Raw genomic sequence first — 24,659 nt, forward strand, 5'->3', positions numbered from 1 at the left:
CCCCGCGCGGGAGAGGAGAAGAGAAGATGCCTGCGGTTCAGGAAACCGTCGAGCGCGTCCGCGCCATCGACGTGGATCAGTACAAGTACGGGTTCGTCACCGATATCGAGAGCGAGAAGGCCCCCAAGGGCCTTTCCGAGGCGACGATCCGCTACATCTCGGCCAAGAAGAACGAGCCGGAATGGATGCTGGACTGGCGCCTGGACGCCTATCGGCGCTGGCTCACCATGCCCGAGCCGAGCTGGGCGCGGGTGAGCTACCCGAAGATCGACTTCCAGGACTATTATTATTTCTCCCAGCCGAAGAAGGCGCCGGCCTCCATCGACGAGATCGACCCGGAGATCCTGAAGACCTACGAGAAGCTCGGCATTCCCCTGCGCGAGCGCGATGCGCTGCTTGGCATCGAGGGTGCGCCGGGCACGCGGGTGGCGGTGGACGCGGTGTTCGACAGCGTGTCGGTGGCCACCACCTTCAAGGCCGAGCTGGCCCGGGCGGGCGTCATCTTCATGCCCATCTCGGAGGCGATCCGCGAGCATCCCGATCTGGTGAAGCAGTATCTGGGCAGCGTGGTGCCGGTTTCGGACAATTTCTACGCCACGCTCAACAGCGCGGTCTTCTCCGACGGCTCCTTCGTCTACATCCCCAAGGGGGTGCGCTGCCCCATGGAGCTTTCCACCTACTTTCGCATCAACGAGCGCAACACCGGCCAGTTCGAGCGCACGCTCATCATCGCCGACGAGGGCGCCTATGTGAGCTATCTGGAAGGCTGCACCGCGCCCCAGCGCGATGAAAACCAGCTGCATGCCGCGGTGGTGGAACTGGTGGCGCTGAAGGATGCGGAGATCAAGTATTCCACCGTCCAGAACTGGTATCCCGGCGACAAGGACGGCAAGGGCGGCATCTATAATTTCGTCACCAAAAGAGGCGATTGCCGCGGCGACAATTCCAAGATTTCCTGGACCCAGGTGGAGACCGGATCGGCCATCACCTGGAAATACCCCAGCTGCATCCTGCGCGGCGACAATTCCCAGGGCGAGTTCTATTCCATCGCCATCTCCAACGGCCGCCAGCAGGTGGACAGCGGCACCAAGATGATCCATCTCGGCAAGAACACGTCGAGCCGCATCATCTCCAAGGGCATCGCCGCCGGCCGCTCGGAGAACACCTATCGCGGGCTGGTTTCCGCCCACCGCAAGGCCACCGGCGCGCGCAACTTCACCAATTGCGATTCGCTGCTCATCGGCGACGGCTGCGGGGCGCATACCGTGCCCTATATGGAGGCCAAGAACGCCTCGGCCCAGTTCGAGCACGAGGCCACCACCTCCAAGATCTCCGAGGACCAGATGTTCTACTGCCTCCAGCGGGGCCTCTCCCAGGAGGAGGCGGTGGCGCTCATCGTCAACGGCTTCGTGCGCGACGTGCTGCAGCAACTGCCCATGGAGTTCGCGGTGGAGGCGCAGAAGCTGATCGCGGTGAGCCTTGAGGGGAGCGTGGGGTGATGCGCGGCGGGTGGATAGGTCTTGCGGTCTGCGCATGGCTGATCGCAGGGGCTGGAGCTGCGACCGCATGCTCGTGTTCTCAGCCTCCGGCCCATGTGAAGGGGCGTGAGGCGATCGATGCATGGCGGCTCGAAGCAGCCGAGACGGTTGTTCGCGGGCGGGTCACGCAGATGAGCGCAGGTGCGAACGCCCTCCTGGATGGCAAGCCGGTGGTCCGGGCGGATTTCGTCGTGGACGAGGTGGTCAAGGGGCAGGTCGGCGCGCGAGCGCTTCGACTGGTCACCCTGTTCGGCCTCGGCGACTGCGGCTCCGCTGGCCTGCTGCTCGCGGCCATTGGCTGGAACCGCCCGGTCCGCATCGAAGTGGAAGCCCTCAAGGACACCGGCGACTACTTCATCACGATCTGCGATTACGCGGTCATGGAATCCCAGCCGCGCTGAATCTTTCGCCCGGCCCGGCCGCGGCGCATGAACGGACAAGACACATGCTCGAAATCAAGAACCTGCACGCCCGCATCGGCGGGAACGAGATCCTCAAGGGCCTCGACCTCGCCATTCCCGCCGGGGAAATCCACGCCATCATGGGGCCGAACGGCTCCGGCAAGTCCACCCTCTCTTATGTCCTCGCCGGCAAGCCGGACTATGAGGTGACGGACGGCTCCGTCATCTTCGACGGGCAGGAGCTGCTGGGCCAGGACCCGGACGCGCGGGCGGCGGCCGGCGTCTTCCTTGCGTTCCAGTATCCCATCGAGATTCCCGGCGTCGCCAACCTCACCTTCCTGCGCGCGGCCATGAACGCCCAGCGCAAGGCGCGCGGGGAGGAGGAAATCTCCACCCCCGATTTCCTCAAGCTGGTGCGCCTGAAGGCGCCCGACCTCGGCATCTCGCAGGACATGCTGCGCCGGGGCGTCAACGTGGGCTTCTCCGGCGGCGAGAAGAAGCGCAACGAAATCCTGCAGATGGCCCTTCTGGAGCCGAAGCTCTGCATTCTCGACGAGACCGATTCCGGCCTCGACATCGACGCCCTGAAGGTGGTGGCGCAGGGGGTGAACGCTTTGCGCAGCCCCAACCGCTCCATGCTGGTCATCACCCATTACCAGCGTCTGCTGGATCATATCGTGCCGGACGTGGTGCATGTGATGCACAAGGGCCGCATCGTCCGCTCCGGCGGGCCGGAACTGGCGCTGGAGCTGGAAGAATCCGGCTATGCCGCCTATGGCCAGGACGCGGCGTGAGGGGGTGGAGATGACTCTCATGCGCCCCACCCGCACGGCCGCCGAGGACGCCATCGCGGCGGCCCTCGACGCCCGCCTTCAGGACGCGCCGGACGCGGGACGGATCGGCGAGTTGCGCCGCGCCGCCGTCGCCGCCTTCCGCGTGCACGGCCTGCCCCACCGCCGGGTGGAGGAGTGGAAATATACGGATCTGCGCGCCGCCCTGCGCGCCTTCCCGCCGCTCTCCACCCCCCCGGATGCCGCCGCCGAGGCGGCCGCCGATTTCTCCGCTTTGCGGGTGCCGGGCGCGGCCCGCATCCTGTTCGTGGCCGGTGCCTATGCGCGCGGGGCCAGCGACCTTGCCGGCCTGCCGGCGGGGGTTTCGGCGCTGCCGCTCGCGGCGGCGCTGGCGGCCGGCGATGCCTTCGCCGAGCGGGTGGGCGCCCTCGCTCCCGACCGCTACGACGGGGCTTTGGCCCTCAACACCGCCTTCCTCGGGGAAGGCCTGGTGCTGCGGGTTGCCGCCGGCACCAAGGTGGAACGGCCGGTGCACATCGCCCACGTCTTCCCCGGCGATGCGCCGCTGGCCGGCTTCACCCGCACCGTGGTGGTGGTGGAGGAGGGGGCCGAGCTGACCCTGGTGCAGAGCTTCTCGGGCCGCGCCGGCGTCGCCTACCAGATGAACGACGCGGTGGAGCTGGTGGTGGGCGACGCTGCGGTGGTGAACCTCGTGCGCCTGCAGGAGGAAAGCGCCGCCGCGGTCCATCTGGGCACGCTCATGGCGGACCTGGGGCGGGACGCGCGGCTCGACACCTTCTCCCTCACCCTCGGGGCGGCCCTGTCGCGCTACAGCGTCTTTGCCCGCTTCTTCGGCCACGGCACCCATGCGGGCATCCGCGGCGCGACGCTGGCGAAAGGCCGCCAGCATGCGGACACCACCTTGTTCATCGACCATGCGGTGGCGGGCTGCGAGAGCCGGGAGCTGTTCAAGACCGTGCTCGCCGACGAGGCCCACGGCGTGTTCCAGGGCAAGATCGTGGTGCGTCCCGATGCCCAGAAGACGGACGGGCGCATGATGAGCCAATCTCTGCTCCTCTCCGATGGCGCGGAGATGGACAACAAGCCGGAGCTGGAGATCTTCGCCGACGACGTGCAGTGCGGCCACGGCGCCACCGCCGGCGCGCTGGACGACAAGATGCTGTTCTACCTGCGCTCGCGCGGGCTGCCGGAGAAGGAGGCGGAGCTTCTGCTCATCCAGGCCTTCGTCGGCGAGGCGGTGGAGCATGTGGCGGACGCGGACCTGCGCGAGCTGCTCATCGCGCGCATGGTGGCGTGGCTGGAGCAGCGGGCGGCGTGACGCTGCAAACGGGACGCCCTCCCCCGCACGCGGGTGGGGGCCTGACGGCAGGCCTCAGCAAGGACGTTTTGTGATGACGCACGCCCACCCCGCCGTCGCCGACGGCACGTTCGACGTGGAGACGGTGCGCGCGGACTTTCCCGCGCTGTCCCTGGAGGTGAACGGCCATCCGCTCACCTACCTGGACAATGCCGCCTCCGCCCAGAAGCCGCGGCAGGTGATCGAGCGCATGGTCACCGCCTACGAGCGGGAATATTCCAACGTCCACCGCGGCCTGCACTATCTGGCCAATGCCGCCACCGAGGCCTTCGAGGGCGCGCGCGAGCGGGCGCGGGCGTTCCTGAACGCGGCCAGCGTGGACGAGATCATCTTCACCCGCTCCGGCACCGGTTCCATCAACACGGTGGCCTCGTCCCTCGGCCAGTCCATCCAGCCCGGCGACGAGATCGTGCTCTCCATCATGGAGCACCATTCCAATATCGTGCCGTGGCACTTCCTGCGCGCGCGCAAGGGCGCGGTGATCAAGTGGGCGCCGGTGACCGAGGACGGCGCCTTCGATTTCGAGGCGTTCCGCGCGCTGCTCACCGAGCGCACGAAGATCGTCGCCATCACCCACATGTCCAACGTGCTAGGCACGGTGACGCCCATCAAGGAGATCGCCGCGGCGGCGCACGCGGTGGGGGCGAAGGTGGTGGTGGACGGCTGCCAGGCCATCGTCCACATGCCGGTGGACGTGCAGGCGCTGGACGTGGATTTCTACGCCGTCACCGGCCACAAGCTCTATGCGCCCACGGGAATCGGCCTGCTCTACGGCAAGCTCGACCTGCTGGCGCAGATGCCGCCCTATGAAGGCGGCGGCGAAATGATCCGCGAAGTGACGGAAGATGACGTCACCTATGGCGTGCCCCCCCACAGATTTGAAGCTGGAACACCTCCAATCGTTCAGGCCATCGGCCTCGGCGCGGCCATGGATTATGTGAACTCCATCGGCCGCGAACGCATCGCCGCCCATGAGCATGATCTGTCGGACTATGCCCACGAACGCTTGAAAACACTCAATTCCCTGCGCATCATCGGGAACGCGCCGGGAAAGGGGGCCATCATTTCCTTCGAGATGAAGGGCGCCCATCCCCACGACGTGGCCACCATCATCGACCGCTACGGTGTCGCGGTGCGTGCCGGAACCCATTGCGCGCAGCCGCTTCTGGCCCGATATGGAGCGTCGGCGACGTGTCGCGCATCCTTTGCCCTTTACAACACGCGCGCCGACGTGGACCGTCTGTTCGACGCCCTCGTCAAGGCGCAGGATCTTTTCTCATGACCGAGACGAAGTCTTTGGACACTGCCAACCAGCCGCTGATCAAGTCCAGCATTCCGGACGGCGAGCTGACGCGCCTGACCGACGAGATCGTGGGCGCGCTGAAGAGCGTCTATGACCCGGAAATCCCCGTGGACATCTACGAGCTTGGCCTTATCTACAAGGTGGATATCGCCGACGACCGCAGCGTAGCGGTTGAAATGACCCTCACGACCCCCAATTGCCCGGCCGCGGCCGAACTGCCGGGCATGGTGGAAGGGGCGGTCCTGTCGGTGCCGGGCATTTCCGGCGTGAAGGTGGACATCACCTTCGATCCGCCGTGGGACCAGGGCCGCATGTCCGAGGAGGCGCGCGCCACCCTCAATCTGTGGTGAGCCGGACCGATGGCTGAGCCGCACGGTGCCGCTCCTCCTGCGGCGCCGCCGCTCGGCCGGGTGGTCGAAACCGGGCTCTATGTGGACGACCTCGACCGCGCCCGCGGTTTCTATGAGGGCGTGCTGGGCCTTGCGCCCATGCTGGCTGATGCACGGTTCGCCGCATACCCGGTGGGCGACACGGTGCTGCTCCTGTTCCTGCGCGGCACCGCCGACCAGCCCATTGCCCTGCCGTTCGGCGGCGCCATCCCGCCCCATGACGGGGCCGGCCGCCTGCATTTCGCCTTCGCCGTGGCGGCGGCGGACATGGAGCCGTGGCGCGCGCACCTTCAGGCCCATGGCGTGGCCATCGAAGGCGAGGTGCATTGGCCCAGGGGCGCCACCAGCCTTTATTTCCGCGACCCGGACGGCAATCTGGCCGAGATCGCCAGCCCCGGCCTGTGGGCGAACTACTGAGCGGCGCTCACGCTGACGCCCGCATCATGCCGCGGCGTCCATGCCGGTGCAGGCAAGGCGGATCTGCGCGACGTGGCGGTGGTCTGTTCCACAGCATCCGCCGAGAACCGTGAGGCGGGGGAGCCGCGTCCTGAGCTGGCGATAGAGCCGGCCCAGTTCCTCGGGATCCCCCGCGTCGAGATCCGGCGAGGCATCGAGTTCTGCATGGCTTCGGCGGGACGCATTGGCCCGCAGGCCGCGCAGCCGCCTGGTCCAGTCCGCGTCCGTCTCCAGCACGTCGGCGAAGTGGCTCGGGTGGGCGCAGTTGATGAGGTAATAGGCGGGGGTCGCGCCGGTGGCCGCGTCGGTTTCAAGGATGGCATCCTTCAGCGGCTGGCCGGAGGGCAGCCGCCCGTCCGTTTCCAGCGTGAAGGAGATGGCCACCGGCAGGCCGGCCCGCCGTGCCGCCTCGGCGATGCCGATGGCTTCCTCCACATAGTTCAGCGTGTAGCCCGCGACCATGTCGGCAGAGGTCGACGCATAGATGCCGATCTGCCAGGCGTGATAGTCGCGCGCCTCGGCGGCGCTCATGGCGCCATCCGGCCGGTAGCCGTCGCCGCGCGGGCCGACCACTCCGGACACCACCATGGGCGAACGTCCGCCCTCGTGCCGGGCGCGCACCTCCTCCATCAGCGCGATGCCGCGCCGGTTGATGGCTTCCAGCTCGGCCAGGGACAGGGACATCCTCGCGCCCCAGTCCGGGCTCGACCGCCAGTTCGGGGAATCGAGCACGAAACCGAGCCCGGCCTCGGCAGCAAGTCGGGCATAGTCGTCGTAATAGCGGCGCAGGCGCGCCGTGCCTTCCTCGTCCTTCAGCTGGTCGGCCGCGGCGAAGAAGGGAAGGTCGATGCCCTGGTGGAAGACCAGGGTGGTTTCGAGGCCGCCGTCCATCAGGAACAGGCGGTCGGACAGTTGCGGCAGCGCCGCGCGGTACTTGCTCATGCCAATCTCCGGTATCTCAGTCCGGCGGCGGATGCGGCGGCGGCCGTCGCGGGACGGCGGGAGAGTGCCGACGAGCGCTTCCGCCTTCCAGACGACTCAGGGTCAAGCGGCGGCCCGAGGGCTGCAAGTGTTGCTATTGAAAGAGATATCTCGCTCCATCTTCCGCTTGCATCGCTCGCTGCGGCAGCGAAAATTGGGCGTCAACCCTACCTATGGTAGAGCATCGCCATGGCGGAGCAGGTGCAGCGCAGGGGCAGCGACACGCGCGAGCGGATTCTCGTGCTGGCAGAGGAGGCTGTCCTCGCCAAGGGCTTCGCTGCGACCTCGATCGAGGAACTGATCTGCGCCGTCGGTATCACCAAGAGCGGCTTCTTCTATCATTTCAGGGACAAGACCGAACTCGCCAAGGCGATGATGCTGCGCTACCTGGAGCGCGACCGTGCATTGCTGGACGACTTGTTTCGCCGCGCCGACGAGTTGGACGAGGATCCGCTGCACGGCCTGCTGATCGCCTTGAAATTCTTCGCCGAGATGATGGCGCAGTTGCCCGAGGCCCATCCCGGCTGCCTCGCGGCCTCCTTCTGTTACCAGGACCAGCTCTTCAACCGTGAGATCCGGGACATGAACGCCCGCTCCATGCTCGACTGGCGGGACCGTTGCCGGGCGCGCTTCGAGCTGATCGCCCGCGCCTATCCCCCGCGCGAGGAGGTGGATCTGGAAGCCCTGTCGGACATGCTGGCGACCATGGTGGAAGGGGCGCTCATCCTTGGCCGGGCGTTGAGGGACCCCACCATTCTGCCCCGCCAGGTGTTGCAGTTCAGGGCCTATGTGCGCCTGCTGTTCGCGCCGTGCCATCCGGCGGGATAGCGCTAAGAGACCGCAGCCGCGGTAGCAAAAGAAAAAGGCGAGGCTCGAAGCCTCGCCTTGCTATTCCACGGGTCCTGCGCCGACTGCGGTTCTAAGCCCGCTTCACCGCGACGCGGCCAATCCGTGATGCCGATTCCGTATGCGCCCCGAAAGGCGGCCGTCGGTCGGCCCTTTTTCTTCGATTCCTCCCGAGACCTGGACCGCGTTCACCGTCCATCTGGCCGGCCGGTGACGATCCCCTTTCTTGTGCGCCACAAAATAGAACAAGATTCTGTCGTTTGTCATCCTTGCGCCGCAATATCTGTTTCGCTGCGGCGCACTATGGTCCCTGGGCACCGTGGCTTCGGCGCCGCACTTGTGTTTTGGCTTGCCTTCCGCTTTCACTCCCGCCGAATTCCGAATTCTCCCTTCGCTCCAGCCAGTCGAGCCCGCAGATGCGCCTGTCCCGCTACTTTCTCCCCATCCTGCGTGAAGTGCCGAAGGAGGCGGAGATCGTCTCGCATCGCCTGATGCTGCGGGCGGGCATGATCCGGCAGGAGGCGGCGGGCATCTATGCCTGGCTGCCGCTGGGCCACCGTGTGCTCAACAAGGTGTGCGCCATCATCCGCGAGGAGCAGAATCGCTCCGGCGCCATCGAGCTGCTGATGCCCACCATCCAGTCCGCCGACCTGTGGCGCGAGAGCGGGCGCTACGATGATTATGGCAAGGAGATGCTGCGCATCAAGGACCGCCATGACCGCGAGATGCTGTTCGGCCCCACCAATGAGGAGATGATCACCGAGATCGTCCGGGCCTATGTGAAGTCGTACAAGGCGTTGCCGCTCAACCTCTACCACATCCAGTGGAAGTTCCGCGACGAGGTGCGCCCGCGCTTCGGCGTCTACCGCTCCCGCGAGTTCCTGATGAAGGATGCCTATTCCTTCGACCTCGATGCGGCCGGCGCCCGCCATTCCTACAACAAGATGTTCGTGGCTTATCTGCGCACCTTTGCGCGGATGGGCCTCAAGGCGATTCCCATGGTGGCGGACACGGGGCCGATCGGCGGCAACCTTTCCCACGAATTCATCATCCTGGCCTCCACCGGGGAGAGCGAGGTGTTCTGCCATGGCGACTATCTGGACATGGCCCCGCCCTCGGCCGACGTGAATTTCGACGATGCGGCGGGCCTGCAGCAGGTGTTCGACCGCTGGACCTCGCTTTACGCCGCCACCTCGGAAAAGCATGACGAGGCCGCCTTCAACGCCATTCCCGAGCCGCGCCGCATGGCCGCCCGCGGCATCGAGGTGGGGCACATCTTCTATTTCGGCACCAAATATTCCGAGCCCTTCGGCGCCCGGGTGCAGGGGCCGGACGGCGCCGAGCACACCATTCACATGGGCTCCTACGGCATCGGCCCCTCCCGCCTCGTGGCGGCCATGATCGAGGCCAGCCACGACGAGAACGGAATCATCTGGCCGGATGCGGTGGCCCCCTTCCAGGTGGGCATCCTCAACCTCAAGGCCGGCGACAGCACCACCGCGGCGGCCTGCGAGGGCCTTTACGCGGCGTTGACGGCGGCCGGCTATGACGTGCTGTACGACGATACGGACGAGCGGGCGGGCGCGAAGTTCGCCACCGCCGACCTCATCGGCCTGCCGTGGCAGATCCTGGTGGGGCCCAAGAGCCTCGCCGAGGGCAAGGTGGAACTGAAGCGCCGGGTGGACGGCTCGCGCGAGCTGATCGCACCCGGCGACATCCTGGAGAGGCTGAAGGCATGACGGCAACCGGGCCAGCGGCGGCAGCGCGCGAGGAAGCCACGGGCACGCGGCCCTTCGCGCCATTCGAGTGGATGCTGTCGTTGCGCTACCTGCGGGCCCGGCGCAAGGAAGGCTTCATCTCGGTCATCGCCGGCTTCTCCTTCCTCGGCATCATGCTGGGGGTGGCCACCCTCATCATCGTCATGGCGGTGATGAACGGCTTCCGCCAGGAGCTGCTGAGCAAGATCCTCGGCCTCAACGGGCACGTGCTGGTGCAGCCGCTGGAATCGCCGCTCACCGATTATGCCGCGGTGGCCGAGCGCATCTCCAAGCTCAACGGCATCCGCCTTGCCGTGCCGCTGGTGGAGGGGCAGGCGCTGGCCTCCTCCCCCTTCGGCGCCTCCGGCGTGCTGGTGCGCGGCCTCGCCGAGAAGGACCTGCGGCAGCTGCCGTCCATCTCCCACAACATCCGCCAGGGCACGCTGGAGAATTTCGACCAGGGGCAGGGCATCGCCATCGGCAAGCGCCTCGCCGACCAGCTTTCGCTGCGGGCCGGGGACAACATCACCCTGGTGGCCCCGCGCGGGGCGGTCACCCCCATGGGCACCTCGCCGCGCATCAAGGTCTACAAGATTGCGGCGGTGTTCGAGATCGGCATGTCGGAATATGACAGCGCCTTCGTGTTCATGCCGCTGTCCGAGGCGCAGGCCTATTTCAACCGCAGCGGCGACGTGAACGCCGTGGAGGTCTATCTCGACAATCCCGACGACGTGAACGAACTGCGCGCCGCCATCCAGAGCGCGTCCGAGCGGCCGGTCTATCTGGTGGACTGGCGGGTGCGCAACGCCACCTTCTTCGGTGCGCTCCAGGTGGAACGCAACGTCATGTTCCTCATTCTCACCCTCATCGTGCTGGTGGCGGCGCTCAACATCGTCTCGGGCCTCATCATGCTGGTGAAGGACAAGGGCCACGACATCGCCATCCTGCGCACCATGGGGGCCACGCAGGGGGCCATCATGCGCATCTTCCTCATCACCGGCGCGGCCATCGGCGTGGTGGGCACGTTCATGGGGGTGCTGCTGGGGGTGGTGGTGTGCCTCAACATCGAGAGCATCCGCCAGTTCATCTTCTGGCTCTCCAACACCGACGTCTTCCCCAAGGAGCTGTATTATCTCAGCCGGCTGCCGGCGCAGATGAGCTTTGGGGAAACCGCCTCCGTGGTGACGATGGCGCTGGTGCTGTCGCTGCTGGCGACCCTCTATCCGTCCTGGCGGGCGGCCCGGCTCGATCCGGTGGAAGCGCTGAGATACGAGTGATGGACACCCCCACCAATCCCAAGGGCCGCGGCACCCCCGCAGGTCCGCGCCCCGGCGCCCGCCCGCAGCACGCCCTTGACCTGGCCGGCGTCACCCGCCGCTATTCCCAGGGCGCGGCGGCGCTGGAGATCCTGCGGGGGGTGGACCTCGCCATCTCCCACGGCCAGTCGGTGGCGCTGGTGGCGCCCTCCGGCTCCGGCAAGTCCACGCTGCTGCACATCGCCGGCCTGCTGGAGCATTCGGACGCGGGGGAGGTGTTCATCGACGGCACCCCCACCGCGCGCCTGCCGGATGCCGAGCGCACCCGCATCCGCCGGCTGCATGTGGGCTTCATCTACCAGTTCCATCACCTGCTGCCGGAATTCTCCGCTCTGGAGAACGTGGCCATGCCGCAGATGATCCGCGGCCTGTCGCGCCCCATGGCGGAGAAGCGGGCGAGGGAGCTCTTGTCCTATCTCGGCCTTGCCGCGCGCCTCACCCACCGCCCCTCGGAACTGTCCGGCGGCGAGCAGCAGCGCGTCGCCATCGCCCGCGCCCTGGCCAATGCGCCGCGCCTGCTGCTGGCCGACGAGCCGACGGGCAATCTCGACCCCAAGACGTCCGACCACGTGTTCGGCGCCCTGACCGAGCTGGTGCGCGCCACCGGCGTGGCGGCGCTGATCGCCACCCACAACCTGGAACTCGCCTCGCGCATGGACCGCCGCGTCACCTTGCGCGAAGGCAAGGTGGTGGAACTCGCCTGAAATCCTGCACCGGCCGGACCGCGCGTTGCGGCGTGCGGGCGGCGGCATCGAGCGGAGAACGGCATGGATTCCTTCTTCACCGCGTCGAAAGTGCTCTGGTTCCTCGTGGCGCCCTCCAATGCGCTGGTGATCCTGGCCGGGCTCGGCCTCGTCCTCTATGCGCTGCGCGCGCGGCGCCTCGGCATCGGCCTGCTGCTGCTCACCTTTGCCGGATGGGTGGTGCTCGGCTTCTCGCCGGCGGGCAATCACCTGCTCTCGCCTTTGGAGGAGCGTTTCCCGCTGTTCAAGGACGACGGACAGCCCGTCACCGGCATCATCATGCTGGGTGGGGCGGAAGTGCCGTCGGTGGGCCTTGCCCGCGGCGTGCCGGCCTTTGCCGATGCGGGGGAGCGGGCCATCGCCTTCGGCGCGCTGGCCCGCCGCTATCCGAATGCGCGCCTGGTCTTCACCGGGGGGTCGAGCGCCCTGTTCCCCAACGGGCCGGCGCTGGAAGCGCAGATGATCCGCCAGACCCTGGGCGATCTCGCCATCGCGCCCGAGCGGGTGACGTTCGAGGAAAACTCCCGCAACACCGCCGAGAATGCCGCCTTCTCCCGCAACCTGCTCCATCCCCGGCCGGAGGAGCGCTGGCTGCTGCTGACCAGCGCCTTCCACATGCCCCGCGCCATGGGCGCCTTCCGCAAGGCGGGCTTTCCCGTGACAGCCTATCCGGTGGACTTCCGCACGGTCGGGCCGGATGCGCTCGACGATCCCTTCTCGCGCGCCGCGTCCGGCCTCGACATGACCGACGTGGCGGTGAAGGAATGGGTGGGGCTGATCGCCTATTACCTCTCCGGCAAGACCGAGGCCTTGTTTCCCGCGCCGTGAGGCGATCGCCGCGGCTCCATAGGAGCGGATCGCCCTCTCACTTGAGGACAGAGAAGGCGTGATCCGATCAGCTCGCGATGCAAGCTGATCGGCGCGCACCCTAGAGCCTGATCCGATCAGGTTGAATCAACCTGATCGGTGAATCAGTCTCTAAATTATTGATAGAGAACGTTTTACCGCCCAGCTTGCGATGCAAGCTGAGCGGAACGTGCTCTAGTCGTTGCGCGGCGGCCCGAGCCGGTAGACGCCGCGGAAGTCGGTGGGGTCCACCGCCTTGCCCTTGCGATAGATGATCAGGCGCCCGGCGAGGGCGAGCCGCACCGCCACCCGCCGCACCGCGGGCAGGGCGCGCTGCCACTGGTCCTTCGGCATCAGCGCCTGCGCCACGTCCATGGGGCTCACGCTCTTGCCCGGCTCGCAGGCGTGCGCGAGGCGCAGGAGCACGGCTTCCGTCTCCCCTTCCTCGGGCAGGCGGGTGTCGCAGGGGGGCTCGTTGGGGGAATCGGCGATCATGGCGCCTTATTAGAGCGCGATCCCGCCAGAGGGAAACGGAAGCTGTCCACCGCCCGCGGAGCGGCGGTGGCGGATGATTCACCCGCCGGGACGGGGCCGGGGAGGGGGTGTCCCGCAATCCACAAGGGTTTTCATCCTGCAGGTGCGAGGCGTTCGCGTCAGGCTCTTGCCGCGGCCTTCATAAAATCTTAAATCTTTGTGCATCGCGGAACGGCCCGTGCCGCCGCGCCCTATCGAGATCCAACATCCCATCATGAACCTCGCTCAAGGCTATACCCATCGGCGCTCCTGCTGGTGCGTCGCGCGCACGGCGCTCGTGGTCTTCCTCCTCGCCGTGACGGTGGTCTATCTGTTCGGCGGCTTCGATCACGCCGCGCTCGGCGGGCGCTGACCGCCGGCCGGATTTCCGGCCCGCCGGCAAATGCTTTACCATGTGAACCAACGGCGGGATTGCCGCGTTGCCTTGCCCGGTGCGCCGGAGGATCATCCGCCGCCTTGGGGCAGCCGCGGCGCGTCCGCCGTTTGCGGCTGAAGGCCGTGGTCGGCGATTGCGGGCAGCCGGGGGCGCCGCGGAGGACGACGAGATGGAGTGGATCGCCCAGGTCTTGGGTATCGTGAACACGAACGTTGCCGTTCCCGGCTGGGTGGTCCTGGTATCCCTGGTCCTTGGCGCGGTGTTCGTGTTCCTGCTGTTCGTGCGGTCGGAGCCGAACGAGAATCCCCTCACCATCCTGGTGCTCATCGGCATTCTGGTGGGCGGGCTTGCCGTGGGCAGCGCGCTGCTGCGCCAGTTCAATGCCTCCTCGGGCATCGCCGAGGCCCGGGCCCTGGAGGCCCGCGCCGCCGCGCTCGATGCCGCCTTCGCCCAGTCTCCCGCCCTTGGCTGCATCGCCCCGGACGTGCGGCTGGTGACGGTCTGCGAGCCGGTGCTGTTCGAGCGGCCCGACGCCGTCGCCTCCGCCCGCGCGCTGGTGCGTGCCCGCATGGCGCTGGTGGAGGATGCGTTCGAGTTCGTCCGCCGGCGCGACGCGACCTATCTCACCGAACGCATCACCGCCTGGCGCCGCCCGCTGGAACAGGACCCCTACGGCCTCGTCGCCGCGGCACTGGTGGATTATTCCGGCTGCACGCCGGCCTATTGCCCGCAGGCGGCGGTGATCGGCGATCCGGTGAAGATCATCGCCAACATGAGCGAGGGGCGCTACGAGACCCTGGTCGCCAAATACACGCCGATCTGGGAGCGCAACGCGCGCAACCGCGGCACCTTCACCCAGGCCACGCCGCCGCGCACCGGCCCCTTCGGCTTCGCGGTGGTTTCGCCGGACAACGCCGCCGCCGGCCACGCCACCGCGGCGCCGGAGCGCCCGCCGGTGGCCAATTTGCCGGTGGAGGAGCCTGAAACCACCGCTTCCACCTCCGCCGCGCCCTCCGGCCCCGCCCCCCTGCCGCCGGCCCGGCCCGCCCGCCCGCCGGCCACGGTGCTGAACCAGGCCTTGCCTGCCGCCGCCGCGCCTGCGCCCCGTCCGGCGGCGCCGCGCCCGCGGCCGCAGCCGGCTCCGGCCGCTGCCGAGCCGCAGGCCGAGGCCGAGGCGCCGGCTGCCGCCGCGCCCGCCGACGACCAATAGGGCGCCGCCCGCACCCTATGGCCCTTCACCTCATCAAGCTGTGCGTCGGCGCCACCTCCATCGCCGACCTGGAGGCCTGGATTGCCGGCCGCGCCGCCGCCGCGCAGGCCGCCGGGCAGGTTTTCGAGCAGATCCACGTCACCCGCATGGTGCCCACGCGCCGCGACGAGCTGCTGGCCGGCGGCTCGCTCTATTGGGTGATCCGCGGCGAGGTGGCCGCGCGCCAGGCCCTCCTCGACCTGCGCCCGTTCACCGACGGGGAGGGGGTGCGCCGCTGCGCCCTGGTGCTGGACCCGCGGGTGGTGCCGCTGGTGCCCCGGCCGTCCCGGCCGTTCCAGGGCTGGCGCTACCTGCCGCCCGCCGACGCGCCCCGCGATCTGGCGCAGGAGGCGGCCGCCGCCGACCTGCCGGACGAGATGCGGCGTGAATTGCGGGACCTCGGCTTGCTCTGACGCCGGACAGCGGGCCACCCCGGCCGGCCGTCGCGGCAGGAATTCGGGTCATCCTGCGTTCAGGAACGCTGCGCCATGGTGCCGCCACGAACGACCCCCGGGCCATGCGGCGCGCCGCCGCCGCGGTGCCGGCCGTTCGCGACCAAAGGGAAGACACCCATGACCATACGCATCGTGCCGGCCACACTCGCCTGCGCCGGCGGCCTTCTTGCCGCCACCGCCGCCTTCGGGCAGCAGAGCCAGGCGCTCAAGGAGATCCCGGCCGACAAGGCGAAGCTCACGGGCAGCATGACCGTGGACTACAATTCCCGCTCCGTGCGCTCCACCAGCGGAACGGACCTTTATGAAATTTCCGACCTCGCCGTGGCCGACCTCATGGTGCTGCGGGGCTCGGTGCAGCGCACGCCGGGCAAGAGCCTCGTCTATTCGGTGAAGTTCGACGTGATCAACCCGTCCAACCCGTCCCAGGTGGCGCGGGAAGTGGCGATCCTGCGGGGCGACCTGCAGATCGACAACAGCGGGCGCTACATTCCCGATGCCGGGCGCCTGCGCATCGACGTGGTGAAGGGCAACCAGACCTCGTCCGGCTATGGCGGCTCCATCCAGGGCCGCAACGTCACCCGCTGGTGGGAGGTGGGCGAGCAGTTCCGCAAGGCCCAGAAGGAAGCCACCAAGATCTATTCGCGCGTGGTGGACGGCAAGGTGGTGTCCATCCAGGTGAAGAACCCGGACCCGCTGCGCTTCGAGCGCACGCAGCTCGCCTCCGGTCCCTTCTCCTTCCTGCCGGAGACGCGGGTTTCCGGCAATCTCGACTATGATTACGAGCTGGGCAACTGGCTCACCGACGCCAACGCCATCAGCTTCAGCTACACGGTGGCCGACCGCTCCTTCACGGATCGGGTGTCGGGCTCCATCCGCTATGTGGAGGAGGAGGGCAGCTTCACCGACAAGGCCGGCAAGAAGAAGCCCTATACCGGCTATTATGAATATAACCTGAGGTGGAACGAGCAGGCGGTGAACAACGACCAGTCGTTCTTCGATGCCGGCGCTGCACAGGCACAGTCCGATGCCTTCTTCTCGTCGGCCGACCAGTCGAAGCCCGGCCTCTATGGCCGCGTCTATTACAACGACACGGAAGACTTCTGCAAAAGGGCGAAGGGCGACGACGGCAAGGACACGTGCGTGGGGCCCACGCGCTCGGATGTCACCTGGGACCTGAAGGCGGAGAAGCTCACCTATGCCCAGCTTGCCAATTGGGTGAAGCTGGAGATGCTCATTCTCGGCCCGCTGACGGACGAGTGAGCGCCCGGTTCCCGCGCCGTCCTGCCGGGCGGCGCGGCTTGCTCCGGCCGGCGGTCAGAACGCCTTGAAGGTGATGATGGTGCGGGTGTCCTGGATGCCCGGGATGGTCTGCACCTTCTGGTTCACGAAATGGCCGATGTCGGTTCCGTCGTCCACGTAGAATTTCACCAGCAGGTCGAATTCGCCGGCCGTGGAATAGATTTCCGAGGCGATTTCCGCATCGGCGAGGGCATCCGCCACCTCGTAGGACTTTCCGAGCTGGCACTTGATCTGGACGAAGAAGGGGACCACGGCGAGCTCCGCTCGGACAGGACGATGGATGGCCGCCGGCTCCCGGTTGAGGGACAGGCCGGCGGGGCGCGCGGCGCCAAGGTGGACAAAAGCCGGCGCACTGGCAAGGGTGGGGCCGGCCTTGGAGCGGACCGCACCCTGACTTATGGAAGGGAGGCGGATCGGCTGCCCATGGGGGCAGATCCGGCCCCTGCCGTTCGCCAGGGCCATCCGCCCCACTGGAGCCCCGTTCCACCCATGCCGCGCCCCAAGGTTCCCATCGCCCTCACCATCGCCGGTTCCGATTCCAGCGGCGGCGCCGGTATCCAGGCGGACCTGAAGACCTTTTCCGCCCTCGGCGTGTTCGGGGCCAGCGTCATCACCGCCCTCACCGCGCAGAACACCCTGGGCGTCTCGGCCATCCACGACGTGCCGGACGGCTTCATCGCCGCGCAGATGGATGCGGTGTTTGCGGACCTGCGGGTGGATGCGGTGAAGATCGGCATGCTCTCGCGCCCCGGCGCCATCCGCACGGTGGCGGAAGGGCTGGCGCGGCACCGGGCGCGCCCGGTGGTGCTGGACCCGGTGATGGTGGCCGCTTCCGGCGCCCGCCTCCTGACCGATGATTCCCTCGCCGGCCTCAAGGCCATCCTCATTCCCATGGCCGATCTCATCACCCCCAACCTGCCGGAAGCCGCCGCCCTGCTGGGCGCCGAACCGGCGCAGGACGAAGCGCAGATGCGCCGGCAGGGGGAGGCGCTGCTTGCCCTCGGCGCCCGCGCGGTGCTCATGAAGGGCGGGCATGGGCAGGGGGCGGAAAGCGTGGACCTTCTGGTGGAGCCCGCGGGCGTCACCCGCTTTGCGGCGCCGCGCCACCCCACCCGCAACACCCATGGCACCGGCTGCACCCTGTCTTCCGCGGTGGCGGCGGGCCTTGCGGCCGGGCTCGCCTTGCCCGCGGCAGTGGCGCGGGCGAAAGACTATATCTCCGGCGCCATCGCCGCCGCCGACCGGCTGGACGTGGGCCACGGCCACGGGCCGGTGCACCATTTCTTTGCCCTGTGGGACGCGTGACGGAGGATTCGGCCGGCGGTTGATGCCCGCACAGCCCGCGCTTCCCTCCGGCGCCTTTGCCAAGTATCGTCCGGCGCAGCGAACGCTCGTTCGGCACAAAGGATTTCTCGGCATGGTCGTCAAGGATCGCGGCGGTAGCGCCCTCGAAACCGGCGCGCAGGTCATCACCGGCCAATTGGGCAAGACCATCCAGCGCCTGCGCAAGGCCTACAACCTGTCCTTGTCCGACCTCGCCGAGCAGTCGGGCGTGGCGAAGTCCATCATCAGCCAGATCGAGCGCAACGAGACCAACCCCACCCTCGCCACCGTCTGGCGCCTCTCCCAGGCGCTGGACATGACGGTGGAGCGGGTGCTCGCCTCCGAGGACGACACGCCGTTCCTGGAAAAGCTCTCGCGCGCGGACACCCCCATCCTGGTGTCCGAGGACGGCCTCGTGCGGCTGTCCATCATCGGCTGGATCAAGACGGTGGAATGGCTGCAATATTATGAGATGCGCGCCGAGCCGGGCGGGGAACTGGATTCCGACGGCCACCAGCGCGGCTCGGTGGAATGCCTCACCGTGGTTTCGGGCACCGTCGCGGTGGAGGTCAGCGGCGTCACCGAGACGGTGAAGGAGGGCGAGACCGTGCGCTATCGCTGCGATCGCCGCCACGTCATCCGCAATCGCGGCCCCGTGCCCGCCCATGCCTTCATGGTGTGCCTGCTGAAGGCGGCCGTGCTGGAATGAGGGCCTGAGTCCGCCCTATTTCTCCGTCTCGGTCAGGCCGCGCACGAACAGGCGCTGCATCAGCGCAATCACCAGCACCGGCGGCAGCAGGGCCAGGACGGCGGTGGCCATCACCAGATGCCACACCGGGTCCGCCTCCGACGCCGCGCCGGCCAGCCGGCGGATGCCCATCACCACGGTGTAGTAGCGGGTGTCGGTGGTCACCAGCAGCGGCCACAGATACTGGTTCCAGCCATACAGGAACAGGATCACGAACAGGGCCGCGATGTTGGTGCGCGAGAGCGGCAGCAGGATGGACCAGAAGAAGGTGAGCGGGCCGGCCCCGTCCACCAGCGCCGCTTCGGTCAGTTCGTCCGGGATGGTCATGAACACCTGCCGGAACAGGAAGGTGGCGGTGGCGCTGGCGATCAGCGGCACGGTGAGCCCGGCATAGGAATTCAGCAGGCCGAGGTTCGACACCACCTGGAAGGTGGGCAATATGCGCACCTCCACCGGCAGCATCAGCGTGATGAAGATGAGCCAGAAGGCCGCCACCCGCAGCGGGAAGCGGAAATAGCACACCGCAAAGGCCGACAGCAGCGAGATGGCGATCTTGCCCGCCGCGATCAGCACCGCCACCACCAGCGAGTTCCACAGCATGGGCCCCACCGGCGGAATGCCCGAGGTGCTGGAGCCGGTGGCCAGCGCGAGGCGGTAGTTCTCCAGGAAATGCCCGCCCGGCAGGAGCCCCACCCGGCCGGCGAGGAAATCCTCCCCCGGAAAGGTGGAGGCGACGAACGCCACATAGACCGGCAGCACCATGACCGCCACGCCGGCGATGAGGGCGAGGTGGGCGAGGAGAAGGGAAAGGCGCGAGGTGCCGGCCATCAATAGCTCACCCGCCGCTCGATGTGGCGGAACTGCACCGCGGTGAGCACGATGACGATGGCCAGCAGCACCACCGATTGCGCCGCCGAGCCGCCGAGGTCCAGCCCTTCGAAGCCGTCGCGGAACACCTTGTAGACCAGGATGGTGGTGGCCCGCCCCGGCCCGCCGCCGGTGGTGGCGTGGATGATGCCGAAGGTGTCGAAGAAGGCATAGGTGAGGTTCACCACCAGCAGGAAGAAGGTGGTGGGGGCGATGAGCGGCAGCACGATGTGGCGGAAGCGCAGCCACGGCCCGGCGCCGTCGAGCGCCGCCGCCTCCATGGAGCCGGCGGGAATGGCCCGCAGCCCGGCATAGAAGAACAGGAAATTGTAGCTCACCTGCTTCCAGGCGGCGGCGAGGATGACCAGCAGCAGCGCCTGCCCGCCGTCGAGGAAGTGGTTCCAGGAGATGCCGAAGGCCCGCAGCGCCCGCGCCGCCGCCCCCACCGAGGGATCGAACAGGAACAGCCACAAGATGCCCGCCACCGCAGGCGCCACCGCATAGGGCCACACCAGGAGCACTTGGTAGAGGCCCGAGGCCTTCCCCAGCGCATCCGCCGCCGCCGCAAGGCCGAGGCCGAGGCCCATGGCCAGCGCCGTGACGCAGAAGGCGAAGAGGAAGGAGACTCCGACCGCCTCCAGATAGGCCGGATCGCCGAACAAAGCGGCGAAATTGCCGAGGCCCACGAAGGTCTGGCTCAGCCCGAACGCATCCTGCGCATAGAGCGAGGAGACCAGCGCCTCCCCCGCCGGCCAGACGAAGAACACGAGCGTCACCAGCACCTGCGGCGCGAGCAGCAGGTAGGGCATGGGCCCGCGGGGGAAGGTGACGCGCTTGGCTTGCATGGGCTTGGGCGGGGTCCTGCCGGCGCCTCATGGCCGGGCGGAGCCGGTCATGAGGCCGCTTTGAGGGGCTGAACGGGGGCGGTCGGCCCGCCCTTACGGGTTGGCCTTCTCGAACGCCCGCAACAGATCATTGCCCCGCTTCTGCGCCGCCGCCAGTGCCGCCTGCAGGGTCTTCCTGCCCGAAAGCGTCTCCTCCAGCTCCTCCTCGATCACGTCGCGGATCTGCACGAAGGAGCCGAAACGCAGGCCCTTGGAATTGGCGGTGGGGGTCTTCAGCGTCATCTGCAGGATGGACACGTCCGTTCCCGGGTTCTTCTCATAGAAGCCCTGGGCCTTGGAAAGGTCGTAGGCGGCCTTTGTGATGGGCAGGTAGCCGGTGTTCTGGTGCCACCATGCCTGCACCTCCGGCTTCGACAGATAGGTGAAGAAGCGGGCGACGCCCTTGTATTCCTCCGCCGGCCGGCCGGTGAGCACCCACAAGGTGGCGCCGCCGATGATGGAATTCTGCGGCGCGCCCGGCATGTCGGGCCAATAGGGCATCATGCCGTAGCCCACCTCGAACCTGGCATTGGCGAGCACGCCGGCCCGCGCCGCCGATGAGGCGATGCTCATGGCGCATTCGCCGGAGAAGAATTTCGGGTCGGCCTTGGCCTGACGGCCGCCATAGTCGAACACCTTGGTCTTCTGCCACTCGGCCAGGGCGCCCCAGTGCTTCACGGTCAGCGCATTGTCGATGGTCAGCTCGGTGCCGAAGCCGCCGAAGCCGTTCTCCAGGGTGCCGATGCCCACATTGTGCCAGGCGGAGAGGTTTTCCAGATTCACCCACGACGGCCATTGGGTGGTGAAGCCGCAGGCGGTGCCGGCGGCCTGCAGCTTCTTCGCCGCCGCCTCCATCTGCGGCCAGGTCCTGGGCGGCGCCGCGGGATCAAGCCCGGCTTTGGTGAACAGGTCCTTGTTGTAATAGAGGATGGGGGTGGACGAGTTGAACGGGAACGACAGCATGTTGCCGGCCGTGTCCGTGTAATAGCCCGTCACCGCCGGAAGATAGGCCTTGGGGTCGAACGGCTCGCCCGCGTCCGCCATCAGCTTGTAGGTGGGATAGATGGCGCCCTTGGCGGCCATCATGGTGGCGGTGCCCACCTCGAACACCTGCACGATGGCCGGGTGCTGCTTGGCCCGGAAGGCGGCGATGGCCCCGGTCATGGTCTCGGGATAGGAGCCCTTGTAGACCGGCACCACCTTGTAGTCGCCTTGCGAGGCGTTGAAGTCGGCGGCGATCTTCTCCAGCTTCTCGCCCAGCGGGCCGGACATGGCGTGCCACCACTGGATCTGGGTCTGCGCCGCCGCCGGCAGCGCCATGGCGCACGCCGCGGCCAGAATGCTCGCCGCAAGGGTTCCGCGCAGGACGGGGCGGGCGGAAACCGAGCGGGCGGAAGAGGGATGAACCATGTTCTGCCTCCTGTGCGCCGCCGGGCCGGCCGCGCATCGCAATGCATGGTGCATGGAAGCGTTGCGCGACGAAACCATGACATGGGCATTGAGCTTGCGTGACACCGCCCCGGCGATCGCCGCCGCGCCCGGTGGGGAACCGGGGGCGGGGGCTGCTCCCGCGACCTGTGGCCTGCCGCATACCTTGTGAATTGCCGCAGGGACAATCTCTGGCTAAATCGGGAGGCGGCGCGGGGGCGGCCGGCGGCGCATTCTGCTTCGCCGGGAGCGGATCAAGGGATCAGGGATGAGTTTGACCTACCGGCCCGACATCGACGGGCTCAGGGCCGTTGCGGTCGGCAGTGTCGTGTTGTTCCACGGGCGCATCCCGCCCTTCGGCGGCGGATTTATCGGCGTTGACGTCTTCTTCGTCATCTCCGGCTTCCTCATCACCTCGATCCTGTACCGGGAAATGTCCGGTGGCAGCTTCTCGCTGGTGGATTTCTACGACCGGCGCATCCGCCGCATCTTTCCCGCCCTGTTCGTGGTGCTGGCGGTGACGACGCTGCTTGCCGCCCTGGTGCTGATGCCGCGGCAGATGGGCGGCTATGTCGCCACGCTGATTCCCTCGGCGCTGTTCTACGCCAACATCCATTTTACCGATCTTATCAACTATTTCGGCCCCAAGGCCGACGAGACCCCGCTGCTCCACCTGTGGTCGCTGGCGGTGGAGGAGCAGTTCTACATCTTCTTCCCGCTGCTCCTGTTCGTTCTCATGAAGGCGGGCGGGCGGCGGCTTGCGGTGCCGGGGCTGGCGCTTGTCGCCATCGGCTCGCTGGCCTACGCCCAGAGCATCGTCGAGACCGACCAGTCCGCGGCCTTCTTCCTGCTCACCAGCCGCGCGTGGGAACTGCTGGTCGGCGCGCTCGTCGCCCTCATCGCCTGGCCGCGCATGGCGGCGAAGCCGGCGGCGTGGATCGCCGTCGCCGGGGCGGCGGCGGTGGTGGCGCCGGTGTTCCTCTACAATCAGGATTCGCCCTTTCCGGGCATCTGGGCGGCGCCGCCGGTGCTGGGCACCGCCGCCCTCATCCATGCCGGTGCCTTCGCGCCGGAGGGCATCGTCTCCCGGCTCCTGAGCCTGAAGCCGATGGTCTATGTGGGGCGAATTTCCTATTCGCTCTATCTGTGGCACTGGCCGCTGCTGGTGCTCGCCGCCCTGTGGAAGGGTGGGCACCTCACCTACATCCAGTCCGGCCTGGTGATCGTGCTGGCGGTGGCGCTGTCGGCGCTTTCGCTGAAATATATCGAGACGCCGCTGCGCCGCTCCGGCGCGCCGGGCGGGCGGCGACTGGCCAGCATCGGCGCCGGCGCCTGCGCCATCGCGCTCACGGTGGGCGTCGCCCTGGGGCTGCAGCAGGCCGGGCGCGGCTTCTTTCCCATCTCGCCGCTCGGCGCGGCGGCGGAGGCGGCGGCCGACGACAAGAGCCAGTTCCAGCGCCATTGCAACCATTCCCCGCGCTACTGGTATCCCGCGTCCATGAAGTCCATGACCCAGTGCGGGCTCGGGCCGGGCGTCGAGCGCGGCACCTATGACGTGCTGGTGTGGGGCGATTCCCATGCCGGGGCCACCTTCATCGGCATCGCCGAGGCGGCGGCACGGCTGGGCTATACTTCCCGGCTGCAGACCATGGCCGGCTGCCCCCCGCTGATCGGCGGCATCGCCCAGCGCGACCAGACGTCGAACAGCGTCTGCCACGATTTCAACGCCGCCGTGCTGGACGAGATCCGGCAGGTCAAGCCGAAGGTGGTGGTGCTGGTGGCGCGGTGGGCACTCACCACCACCCGCGCCGGCCGCGGCTTCGCCCTCGTCACCGACGAATTGCCCGGCGGCGACGTGCGGACCAAGGAAAACAGCATCCGCGTGTTCGCCCACATGGTGGGGCGCACCGTGGAGGAATTGCGGGGCCTTGGCGCGCAGGTGATCCTGCTCGGCCAGTCGCCGGAATATGACGCGGCGCCGTCCCTGTGCTTCGCGCGACGGGAGTTCAAGGGCCATGCCGACACCGCGGCCTGCCTGGAGCAGACGCGCCCGCAGGCGCTGCGCGCCATCGGGCCGGCCAACGACATCCTCGCCGCCGCGGCCACGGGCAGGCCCGGCGTCGCCACCGTGCTGATGGCCGATGTGCTGTGCCGCGGCGACCGCTGCACGGCGGGCGAGCCGCCCGTCTTCTATTATGTGGACGGCAACCACCTGACGGCCACCGGTGCCCGCCGCGCCTTCGAGGACGACGCCCTGCGCCAGGTCCTCGGGCAGGCACTGGCGGCGGGCGGCAGCAGTGCGGCGGCGAAGCCCTGAGCGCCGCCGCCGGCCGGCGATGCCGGCTTTGGGCTCAGCCGGGGTCGAGCAGCCCCGCCAGCTTCAGGGCGACGCCCTGGGAGCCCTCCACCTTCAGGCGGCCGGTGGAGAAGGCGAGCAGGGGGCCGATGCGGCCGGTGATGAGCTTGTCCAGCGTGTCGCTGGAGAGCTTGAGCACCGCATCCGCCTCGCCGCCGCCTTCGCCCACCTCGACGCCGCCGCCAGTGGCATCCAGCAGGATCGCCTCGCCCGTATCGGTGAGGTCGAAGCGCACCTTGTAGCCGAGCTCGGCCAGGGCGCCCGCGCGCTCGCGCATGGCTTCGACGAGGGAGGAGAGATCGGCCATTGGTGATCCTTGGCAGAAGCCCCTTGGGGCCTGGGACGGTGTGAACCCTCTCCCGCTTGCGGGGGAGGGCAGGGAGGGGGAAAGCGGT

General features: G+C 68.0%; 27 protein-coding genes. 20 read left to right on the forward strand and 7 right to left on the reverse strand.

The window, feature by feature from the left end; all coding sequences use genetic code 11:
• Window positions 1–26: 26 nt before the first annotated feature.
• The 7 genes from sufB to ACI7BZ_RS13695 all read left to right on the forward strand — a co-directional run bounded on the left by sufB (window position 27) and on the right by ACI7BZ_RS13695 (window position 6,217).
• Window positions 27–1,499, forward strand: coding sequence for a Fe-S cluster assembly protein SufB (sufB, locus tag ACI7BZ_RS13665; RefSeq protein WP_414117697.1), 1,473 nt, complete (start codon window positions 27–29; stop codon window positions 1,497–1,499).
• Window positions 1,500–1,594: 95 nt separating this feature from the next.
• Window positions 1,595–1,939 (forward strand): hypothetical protein, encoded by a 345-nt coding sequence (locus tag ACI7BZ_RS13670; protein ID WP_414117698.1) that lies wholly within the window; start codon window positions 1,595–1,597, stop codon window positions 1,937–1,939.
• A 44-nt stretch (window positions 1,940–1,983) separates the two neighbouring features.
• On the forward strand, window positions 1,984–2,733 hold the full coding sequence (sufC, locus tag ACI7BZ_RS13675; protein WP_414117700.1) for a Fe-S cluster assembly ATPase SufC: 750 nt from the start codon (window positions 1,984–1,986) through the stop codon (window positions 2,731–2,733).
• Between the two features lie 10 nt (window positions 2,734–2,743).
• A complete protein-coding gene (gene sufD / locus ACI7BZ_RS13680; RefSeq protein WP_414117701.1) occupies window positions 2,744–4,069 on the forward strand; it encodes a Fe-S cluster assembly protein SufD in 1,326 nt (441 codons plus the stop codon).
• A 73-nt stretch (window positions 4,070–4,142) separates the two neighbouring features.
• On the forward strand, window positions 4,143–5,390 hold the full coding sequence (locus tag ACI7BZ_RS13685; RefSeq protein ID WP_414117703.1) for a cysteine desulfurase: 1,248 nt from the start codon (window positions 4,143–4,145) through the stop codon (window positions 5,388–5,390).
• Window positions 5,387–5,761, forward strand: a complete 375-nt coding sequence (locus ACI7BZ_RS13690) for an SUF system Fe-S cluster assembly protein (protein ID WP_414117705.1) — start codon at window positions 5,387–5,389, stop codon at window positions 5,759–5,761. The genes ACI7BZ_RS13685 and ACI7BZ_RS13690 overlap by 4 nt, the downstream gene beginning before the upstream one ends.
• 9 nt (window positions 5,762–5,770) lie before the next feature.
• The gene (locus tag ACI7BZ_RS13695; RefSeq protein WP_414117706.1) at window positions 5,771–6,217 is read left to right on the forward strand and encodes a VOC family protein; all 447 of its coding nucleotides are present in this window, start codon (window positions 5,771–5,773) and stop codon (window positions 6,215–6,217) included.
• 24 nt (window positions 6,218–6,241) lie between these two features.
• Here ACI7BZ_RS13695 and ACI7BZ_RS13700 read toward each other — a convergent pair whose 3' ends face one another.
• Window positions 6,242–7,198, reverse strand: coding sequence for a homocysteine S-methyltransferase family protein (locus tag ACI7BZ_RS13700; protein WP_414117708.1), 957 nt, complete (start codon window positions 7,196–7,198; stop codon window positions 6,242–6,244).
• Between the two features lie 228 nt (window positions 7,199–7,426).
• On the opposite strand from ACI7BZ_RS13700, the gene ACI7BZ_RS13705 reads away from it, so the two are divergent.
• The 5 genes from ACI7BZ_RS13705 to ACI7BZ_RS13725 all read left to right on the forward strand — a co-directional run bounded on the left by ACI7BZ_RS13705 (window position 7,427) and on the right by ACI7BZ_RS13725 (window position 12,727).
• The gene (locus ACI7BZ_RS13705; RefSeq protein WP_414117709.1) at window positions 7,427–8,065 is read left to right on the forward strand and encodes a TetR/AcrR family transcriptional regulator; all 639 of its coding nucleotides are present in this window, start codon (window positions 7,427–7,429) and stop codon (window positions 8,063–8,065) included.
• Window positions 8,066–8,499: 434 nt separating this feature from the next.
• Window positions 8,500–9,822, forward strand: coding sequence for a proline--tRNA ligase (gene proS / locus ACI7BZ_RS13710; RefSeq protein WP_414117710.1), 1,323 nt, complete (start codon window positions 8,500–8,502; stop codon window positions 9,820–9,822).
• The gene (locus tag ACI7BZ_RS13715) at window positions 9,819–11,117 is read left to right on the forward strand and encodes a lipoprotein-releasing ABC transporter permease subunit (protein WP_414117711.1); all 1,299 of its coding nucleotides are present in this window, start codon (window positions 9,819–9,821) and stop codon (window positions 11,115–11,117) included. The genes proS and ACI7BZ_RS13715 overlap by 4 nt, the downstream gene beginning before the upstream one ends.
• Entirely contained in the window at window positions 11,117–11,860 is a 744-nt protein-coding gene (locus tag ACI7BZ_RS13720; RefSeq protein WP_414119169.1) for an ABC transporter ATP-binding protein, read from the forward strand. The genes ACI7BZ_RS13715 and ACI7BZ_RS13720 overlap by 1 nt, the downstream gene beginning before the upstream one ends.
• 63 nt (window positions 11,861–11,923) lie before the next feature.
• Entirely contained in the window at window positions 11,924–12,727 is an 804-nt protein-coding gene (locus ACI7BZ_RS13725; protein ID WP_414117712.1) for a YdcF family protein, read from the forward strand.
• Window positions 12,728–12,940: 213 nt separating this feature from the next.
• Here the strand turns inward: ACI7BZ_RS13725 and ACI7BZ_RS13730 are convergent, their stop codons facing one another.
• Window positions 12,941–13,240 (reverse strand): DUF3253 domain-containing protein, encoded by a 300-nt coding sequence (locus tag ACI7BZ_RS13730; RefSeq protein ID WP_414117713.1) that lies wholly within the window; start codon window positions 13,238–13,240, stop codon window positions 12,941–12,943.
• 253 nt (window positions 13,241–13,493) lie between these two features.
• Between ACI7BZ_RS13730 and ACI7BZ_RS13735 the strand changes: the two genes are divergently transcribed.
• From ACI7BZ_RS13735 to ACI7BZ_RS13750, 4 genes are all read left to right on the forward strand, one after another.
• Window positions 13,494–13,631, forward strand: coding sequence for a hypothetical protein (locus ACI7BZ_RS13735; protein ID WP_414117714.1), 138 nt, complete (start codon window positions 13,494–13,496; stop codon window positions 13,629–13,631).
• A 193-nt stretch (window positions 13,632–13,824) separates the two neighbouring features.
• Entirely contained in the window at window positions 13,825–14,865 is a 1,041-nt protein-coding gene (locus ACI7BZ_RS13740) for a hypothetical protein (protein WP_414117715.1), read from the forward strand.
• 17 nt (window positions 14,866–14,882) lie between these two features.
• A complete protein-coding gene (locus ACI7BZ_RS13745) occupies window positions 14,883–15,317 on the forward strand; it encodes a DUF1489 family protein (protein WP_414117716.1) in 435 nt (144 codons plus the stop codon).
• Between the two features lie 159 nt (window positions 15,318–15,476).
• Window positions 15,477–16,619 carry a hypothetical protein gene (locus ACI7BZ_RS13750; RefSeq protein WP_414117717.1) on the forward strand — a complete coding sequence of 381 codons (1,143 nt, stop codon included), beginning with the start codon at window positions 15,477–15,479 and terminating at the stop codon, window positions 16,617–16,619.
• A gap of 54 nt (window positions 16,620–16,673) precedes the next feature.
• Here the strand turns inward: ACI7BZ_RS13750 and ACI7BZ_RS13755 are convergent, their stop codons facing one another.
• On the reverse strand, window positions 16,674–16,910 hold the full coding sequence (locus tag ACI7BZ_RS13755; RefSeq protein WP_414117719.1) for an Lrp/AsnC ligand binding domain-containing protein: 237 nt from the start codon (window positions 16,908–16,910) through the stop codon (window positions 16,674–16,676).
• Window positions 16,911–17,147: 237 nt separating this feature from the next.
• Between ACI7BZ_RS13755 and thiD the strand changes: the two genes are divergently transcribed.
• Both thiD and ACI7BZ_RS13765 read left to right on the forward strand, forming a co-directional pair.
• Complete coding sequence (gene thiD, locus ACI7BZ_RS13760; RefSeq protein WP_414117720.1) at window positions 17,148–17,963, forward strand: bifunctional hydroxymethylpyrimidine kinase/phosphomethylpyrimidine kinase; 816 nt, start codon at window positions 17,148–17,150, stop codon at window positions 17,961–17,963.
• 112 nt (window positions 17,964–18,075) lie between these two features.
• The gene (locus tag ACI7BZ_RS13765) at window positions 18,076–18,690 is read left to right on the forward strand and encodes a helix-turn-helix domain-containing protein (protein ID WP_414117722.1); all 615 of its coding nucleotides are present in this window, start codon (window positions 18,076–18,078) and stop codon (window positions 18,688–18,690) included.
• A gap of 15 nt (window positions 18,691–18,705) precedes the next feature.
• On the opposite strand, the gene ugpE is transcribed toward ACI7BZ_RS13765, so the two are convergent.
• The 3 genes from ugpE to ugpB form a co-directional block, all read right to left on the reverse strand.
• A complete protein-coding gene (gene ugpE, locus ACI7BZ_RS13770; protein ID WP_414117723.1) occupies window positions 18,706–19,557 on the reverse strand; it encodes a sn-glycerol-3-phosphate ABC transporter permease UgpE in 852 nt (283 codons plus the stop codon).
• The gene (gene ugpA, locus ACI7BZ_RS13775; protein WP_414117725.1) at window positions 19,557–20,441 is read right to left on the reverse strand and encodes a sn-glycerol-3-phosphate ABC transporter permease UgpA; all 885 of its coding nucleotides are present in this window, start codon (window positions 20,439–20,441) and stop codon (window positions 19,557–19,559) included. Before ugpA ends, ugpE begins: the two co-directional genes overlap by 1 nt.
• Window positions 20,442–20,534: 93 nt before the next feature.
• The gene (gene ugpB / locus ACI7BZ_RS13780) at window positions 20,535–21,890 is read right to left on the reverse strand and encodes a sn-glycerol-3-phosphate ABC transporter substrate-binding protein UgpB (RefSeq protein WP_414117726.1); all 1,356 of its coding nucleotides are present in this window, start codon (window positions 21,888–21,890) and stop codon (window positions 20,535–20,537) included.
• Between ugpB and ACI7BZ_RS13785 the strand changes: the two genes are divergently transcribed.
• Window positions 21,889–22,080, forward strand: coding sequence for a hypothetical protein (locus tag ACI7BZ_RS13785; protein WP_414117727.1), 192 nt, complete (start codon window positions 21,889–21,891; stop codon window positions 22,078–22,080). The genes ugpB and ACI7BZ_RS13785 overlap by 2 nt on opposite strands.
• A gap of 96 nt (window positions 22,081–22,176) precedes the next feature.
• A complete protein-coding gene (locus ACI7BZ_RS13790; protein WP_414117728.1) occupies window positions 22,177–24,225 on the forward strand; it encodes an acyltransferase family protein in 2,049 nt (682 codons plus the stop codon).
• A gap of 34 nt (window positions 24,226–24,259) precedes the next feature.
• On the opposite strand, the gene ACI7BZ_RS13795 is transcribed toward ACI7BZ_RS13790, so the two are convergent.
• Entirely contained in the window at window positions 24,260–24,571 is a 312-nt protein-coding gene (locus ACI7BZ_RS13795; protein WP_414117729.1) for an SCP2 sterol-binding domain-containing protein, read from the reverse strand.
• Window positions 24,572–24,659 lie beyond the last annotated feature (88 nt).

Source organism: Xanthobacter sp. AM11 (genome assembly GCF_047444035.1).
Taxonomy (GTDB): Bacteria; Pseudomonadota; Alphaproteobacteria; order Rhizobiales; family Xanthobacteraceae; genus Xanthobacter.

Coding starts and splice junctions, on each gene's coding strand:
- ACI7BZ_RS13730 (WP_414117713.1), bottom strand. CDS start 13,240: ATGATCGCCGATTCCCCCAACGAGCCCCCCTGCGACACCCGCCTGCCC.
- sufD (WP_414117701.1), top strand. CDS start 2,744: ATGACTCTCATGCGCCCCACCCGCACGGCCGCCGAGGACGCCATCGCG.
- ACI7BZ_RS13705 (WP_414117709.1), top strand. CDS start 7,427: ATGGCGGAGCAGGTGCAGCGCAGGGGCAGCGACACGCGCGAGCGGATT.
- ACI7BZ_RS13735 (WP_414117714.1), top strand. CDS start 13,494: ATGAACCTCGCTCAAGGCTATACCCATCGGCGCTCCTGCTGGTGCGTC.
- proS (WP_414117710.1), top strand. CDS start 8,500: ATGCGCCTGTCCCGCTACTTTCTCCCCATCCTGCGTGAAGTGCCGAAG.
- sufB (WP_414117697.1), top strand. CDS start 27: ATGCCTGCGGTTCAGGAAACCGTCGAGCGCGTCCGCGCCATCGACGTG.
- ACI7BZ_RS13690 (WP_414117705.1), top strand. CDS start 5,387: ATGACCGAGACGAAGTCTTTGGACACTGCCAACCAGCCGCTGATCAAG.
- sufC (WP_414117700.1), top strand. CDS start 1,984: ATGCTCGAAATCAAGAACCTGCACGCCCGCATCGGCGGGAACGAGATC.
- ACI7BZ_RS13765 (WP_414117722.1), top strand. CDS start 18,076: ATGGTCGTCAAGGATCGCGGCGGTAGCGCCCTCGAAACCGGCGCGCAG.
- ACI7BZ_RS13740 (WP_414117715.1), top strand. CDS start 13,825: ATGGAGTGGATCGCCCAGGTCTTGGGTATCGTGAACACGAACGTTGCC.
- ACI7BZ_RS13725 (WP_414117712.1), top strand. CDS start 11,924: ATGGATTCCTTCTTCACCGCGTCGAAAGTGCTCTGGTTCCTCGTGGCG.
- ACI7BZ_RS13685 (WP_414117703.1), top strand. CDS start 4,143: ATGACGCACGCCCACCCCGCCGTCGCCGACGGCACGTTCGACGTGGAG.
- ACI7BZ_RS13720 (WP_414119169.1), top strand. CDS start 11,117: ATGGACACCCCCACCAATCCCAAGGGCCGCGGCACCCCCGCAGGTCCG.
- ACI7BZ_RS13785 (WP_414117727.1), top strand. CDS start 21,889: ATGTTCTGCCTCCTGTGCGCCGCCGGGCCGGCCGCGCATCGCAATGCA.
- ugpA (WP_414117725.1), bottom strand. CDS start 20,441: ATGCAAGCCAAGCGCGTCACCTTCCCCCGCGGGCCCATGCCCTACCTG.
- ugpB (WP_414117726.1), bottom strand. CDS start 21,890: ATGGTTCATCCCTCTTCCGCCCGCTCGGTTTCCGCCCGCCCCGTCCTG.
- ACI7BZ_RS13750 (WP_414117717.1), top strand. CDS start 15,477: ATGACCATACGCATCGTGCCGGCCACACTCGCCTGCGCCGGCGGCCTT.
- ACI7BZ_RS13795 (WP_414117729.1), bottom strand. CDS start 24,571: ATGGCCGATCTCTCCTCCCTCGTCGAAGCCATGCGCGAGCGCGCGGGC.
- ACI7BZ_RS13715 (WP_414117711.1), top strand. CDS start 9,819: ATGACGGCAACCGGGCCAGCGGCGGCAGCGCGCGAGGAAGCCACGGGC.
- ugpE (WP_414117723.1), bottom strand. CDS start 19,557: ATGGCCGGCACCTCGCGCCTTTCCCTTCTCCTCGCCCACCTCGCCCTC.
- ACI7BZ_RS13695 (WP_414117706.1), top strand. CDS start 5,771: ATGGCTGAGCCGCACGGTGCCGCTCCTCCTGCGGCGCCGCCGCTCGGC.
- ACI7BZ_RS13700 (WP_414117708.1), bottom strand. CDS start 7,198: ATGAGCAAGTACCGCGCGGCGCTGCCGCAACTGTCCGACCGCCTGTTC.
- ACI7BZ_RS13745 (WP_414117716.1), top strand. CDS start 14,883: ATGGCCCTTCACCTCATCAAGCTGTGCGTCGGCGCCACCTCCATCGCC.
- ACI7BZ_RS13790 (WP_414117728.1), top strand. CDS start 22,177: ATGAGTTTGACCTACCGGCCCGACATCGACGGGCTCAGGGCCGTTGCG.
- thiD (WP_414117720.1), top strand. CDS start 17,148: ATGCCGCGCCCCAAGGTTCCCATCGCCCTCACCATCGCCGGTTCCGAT.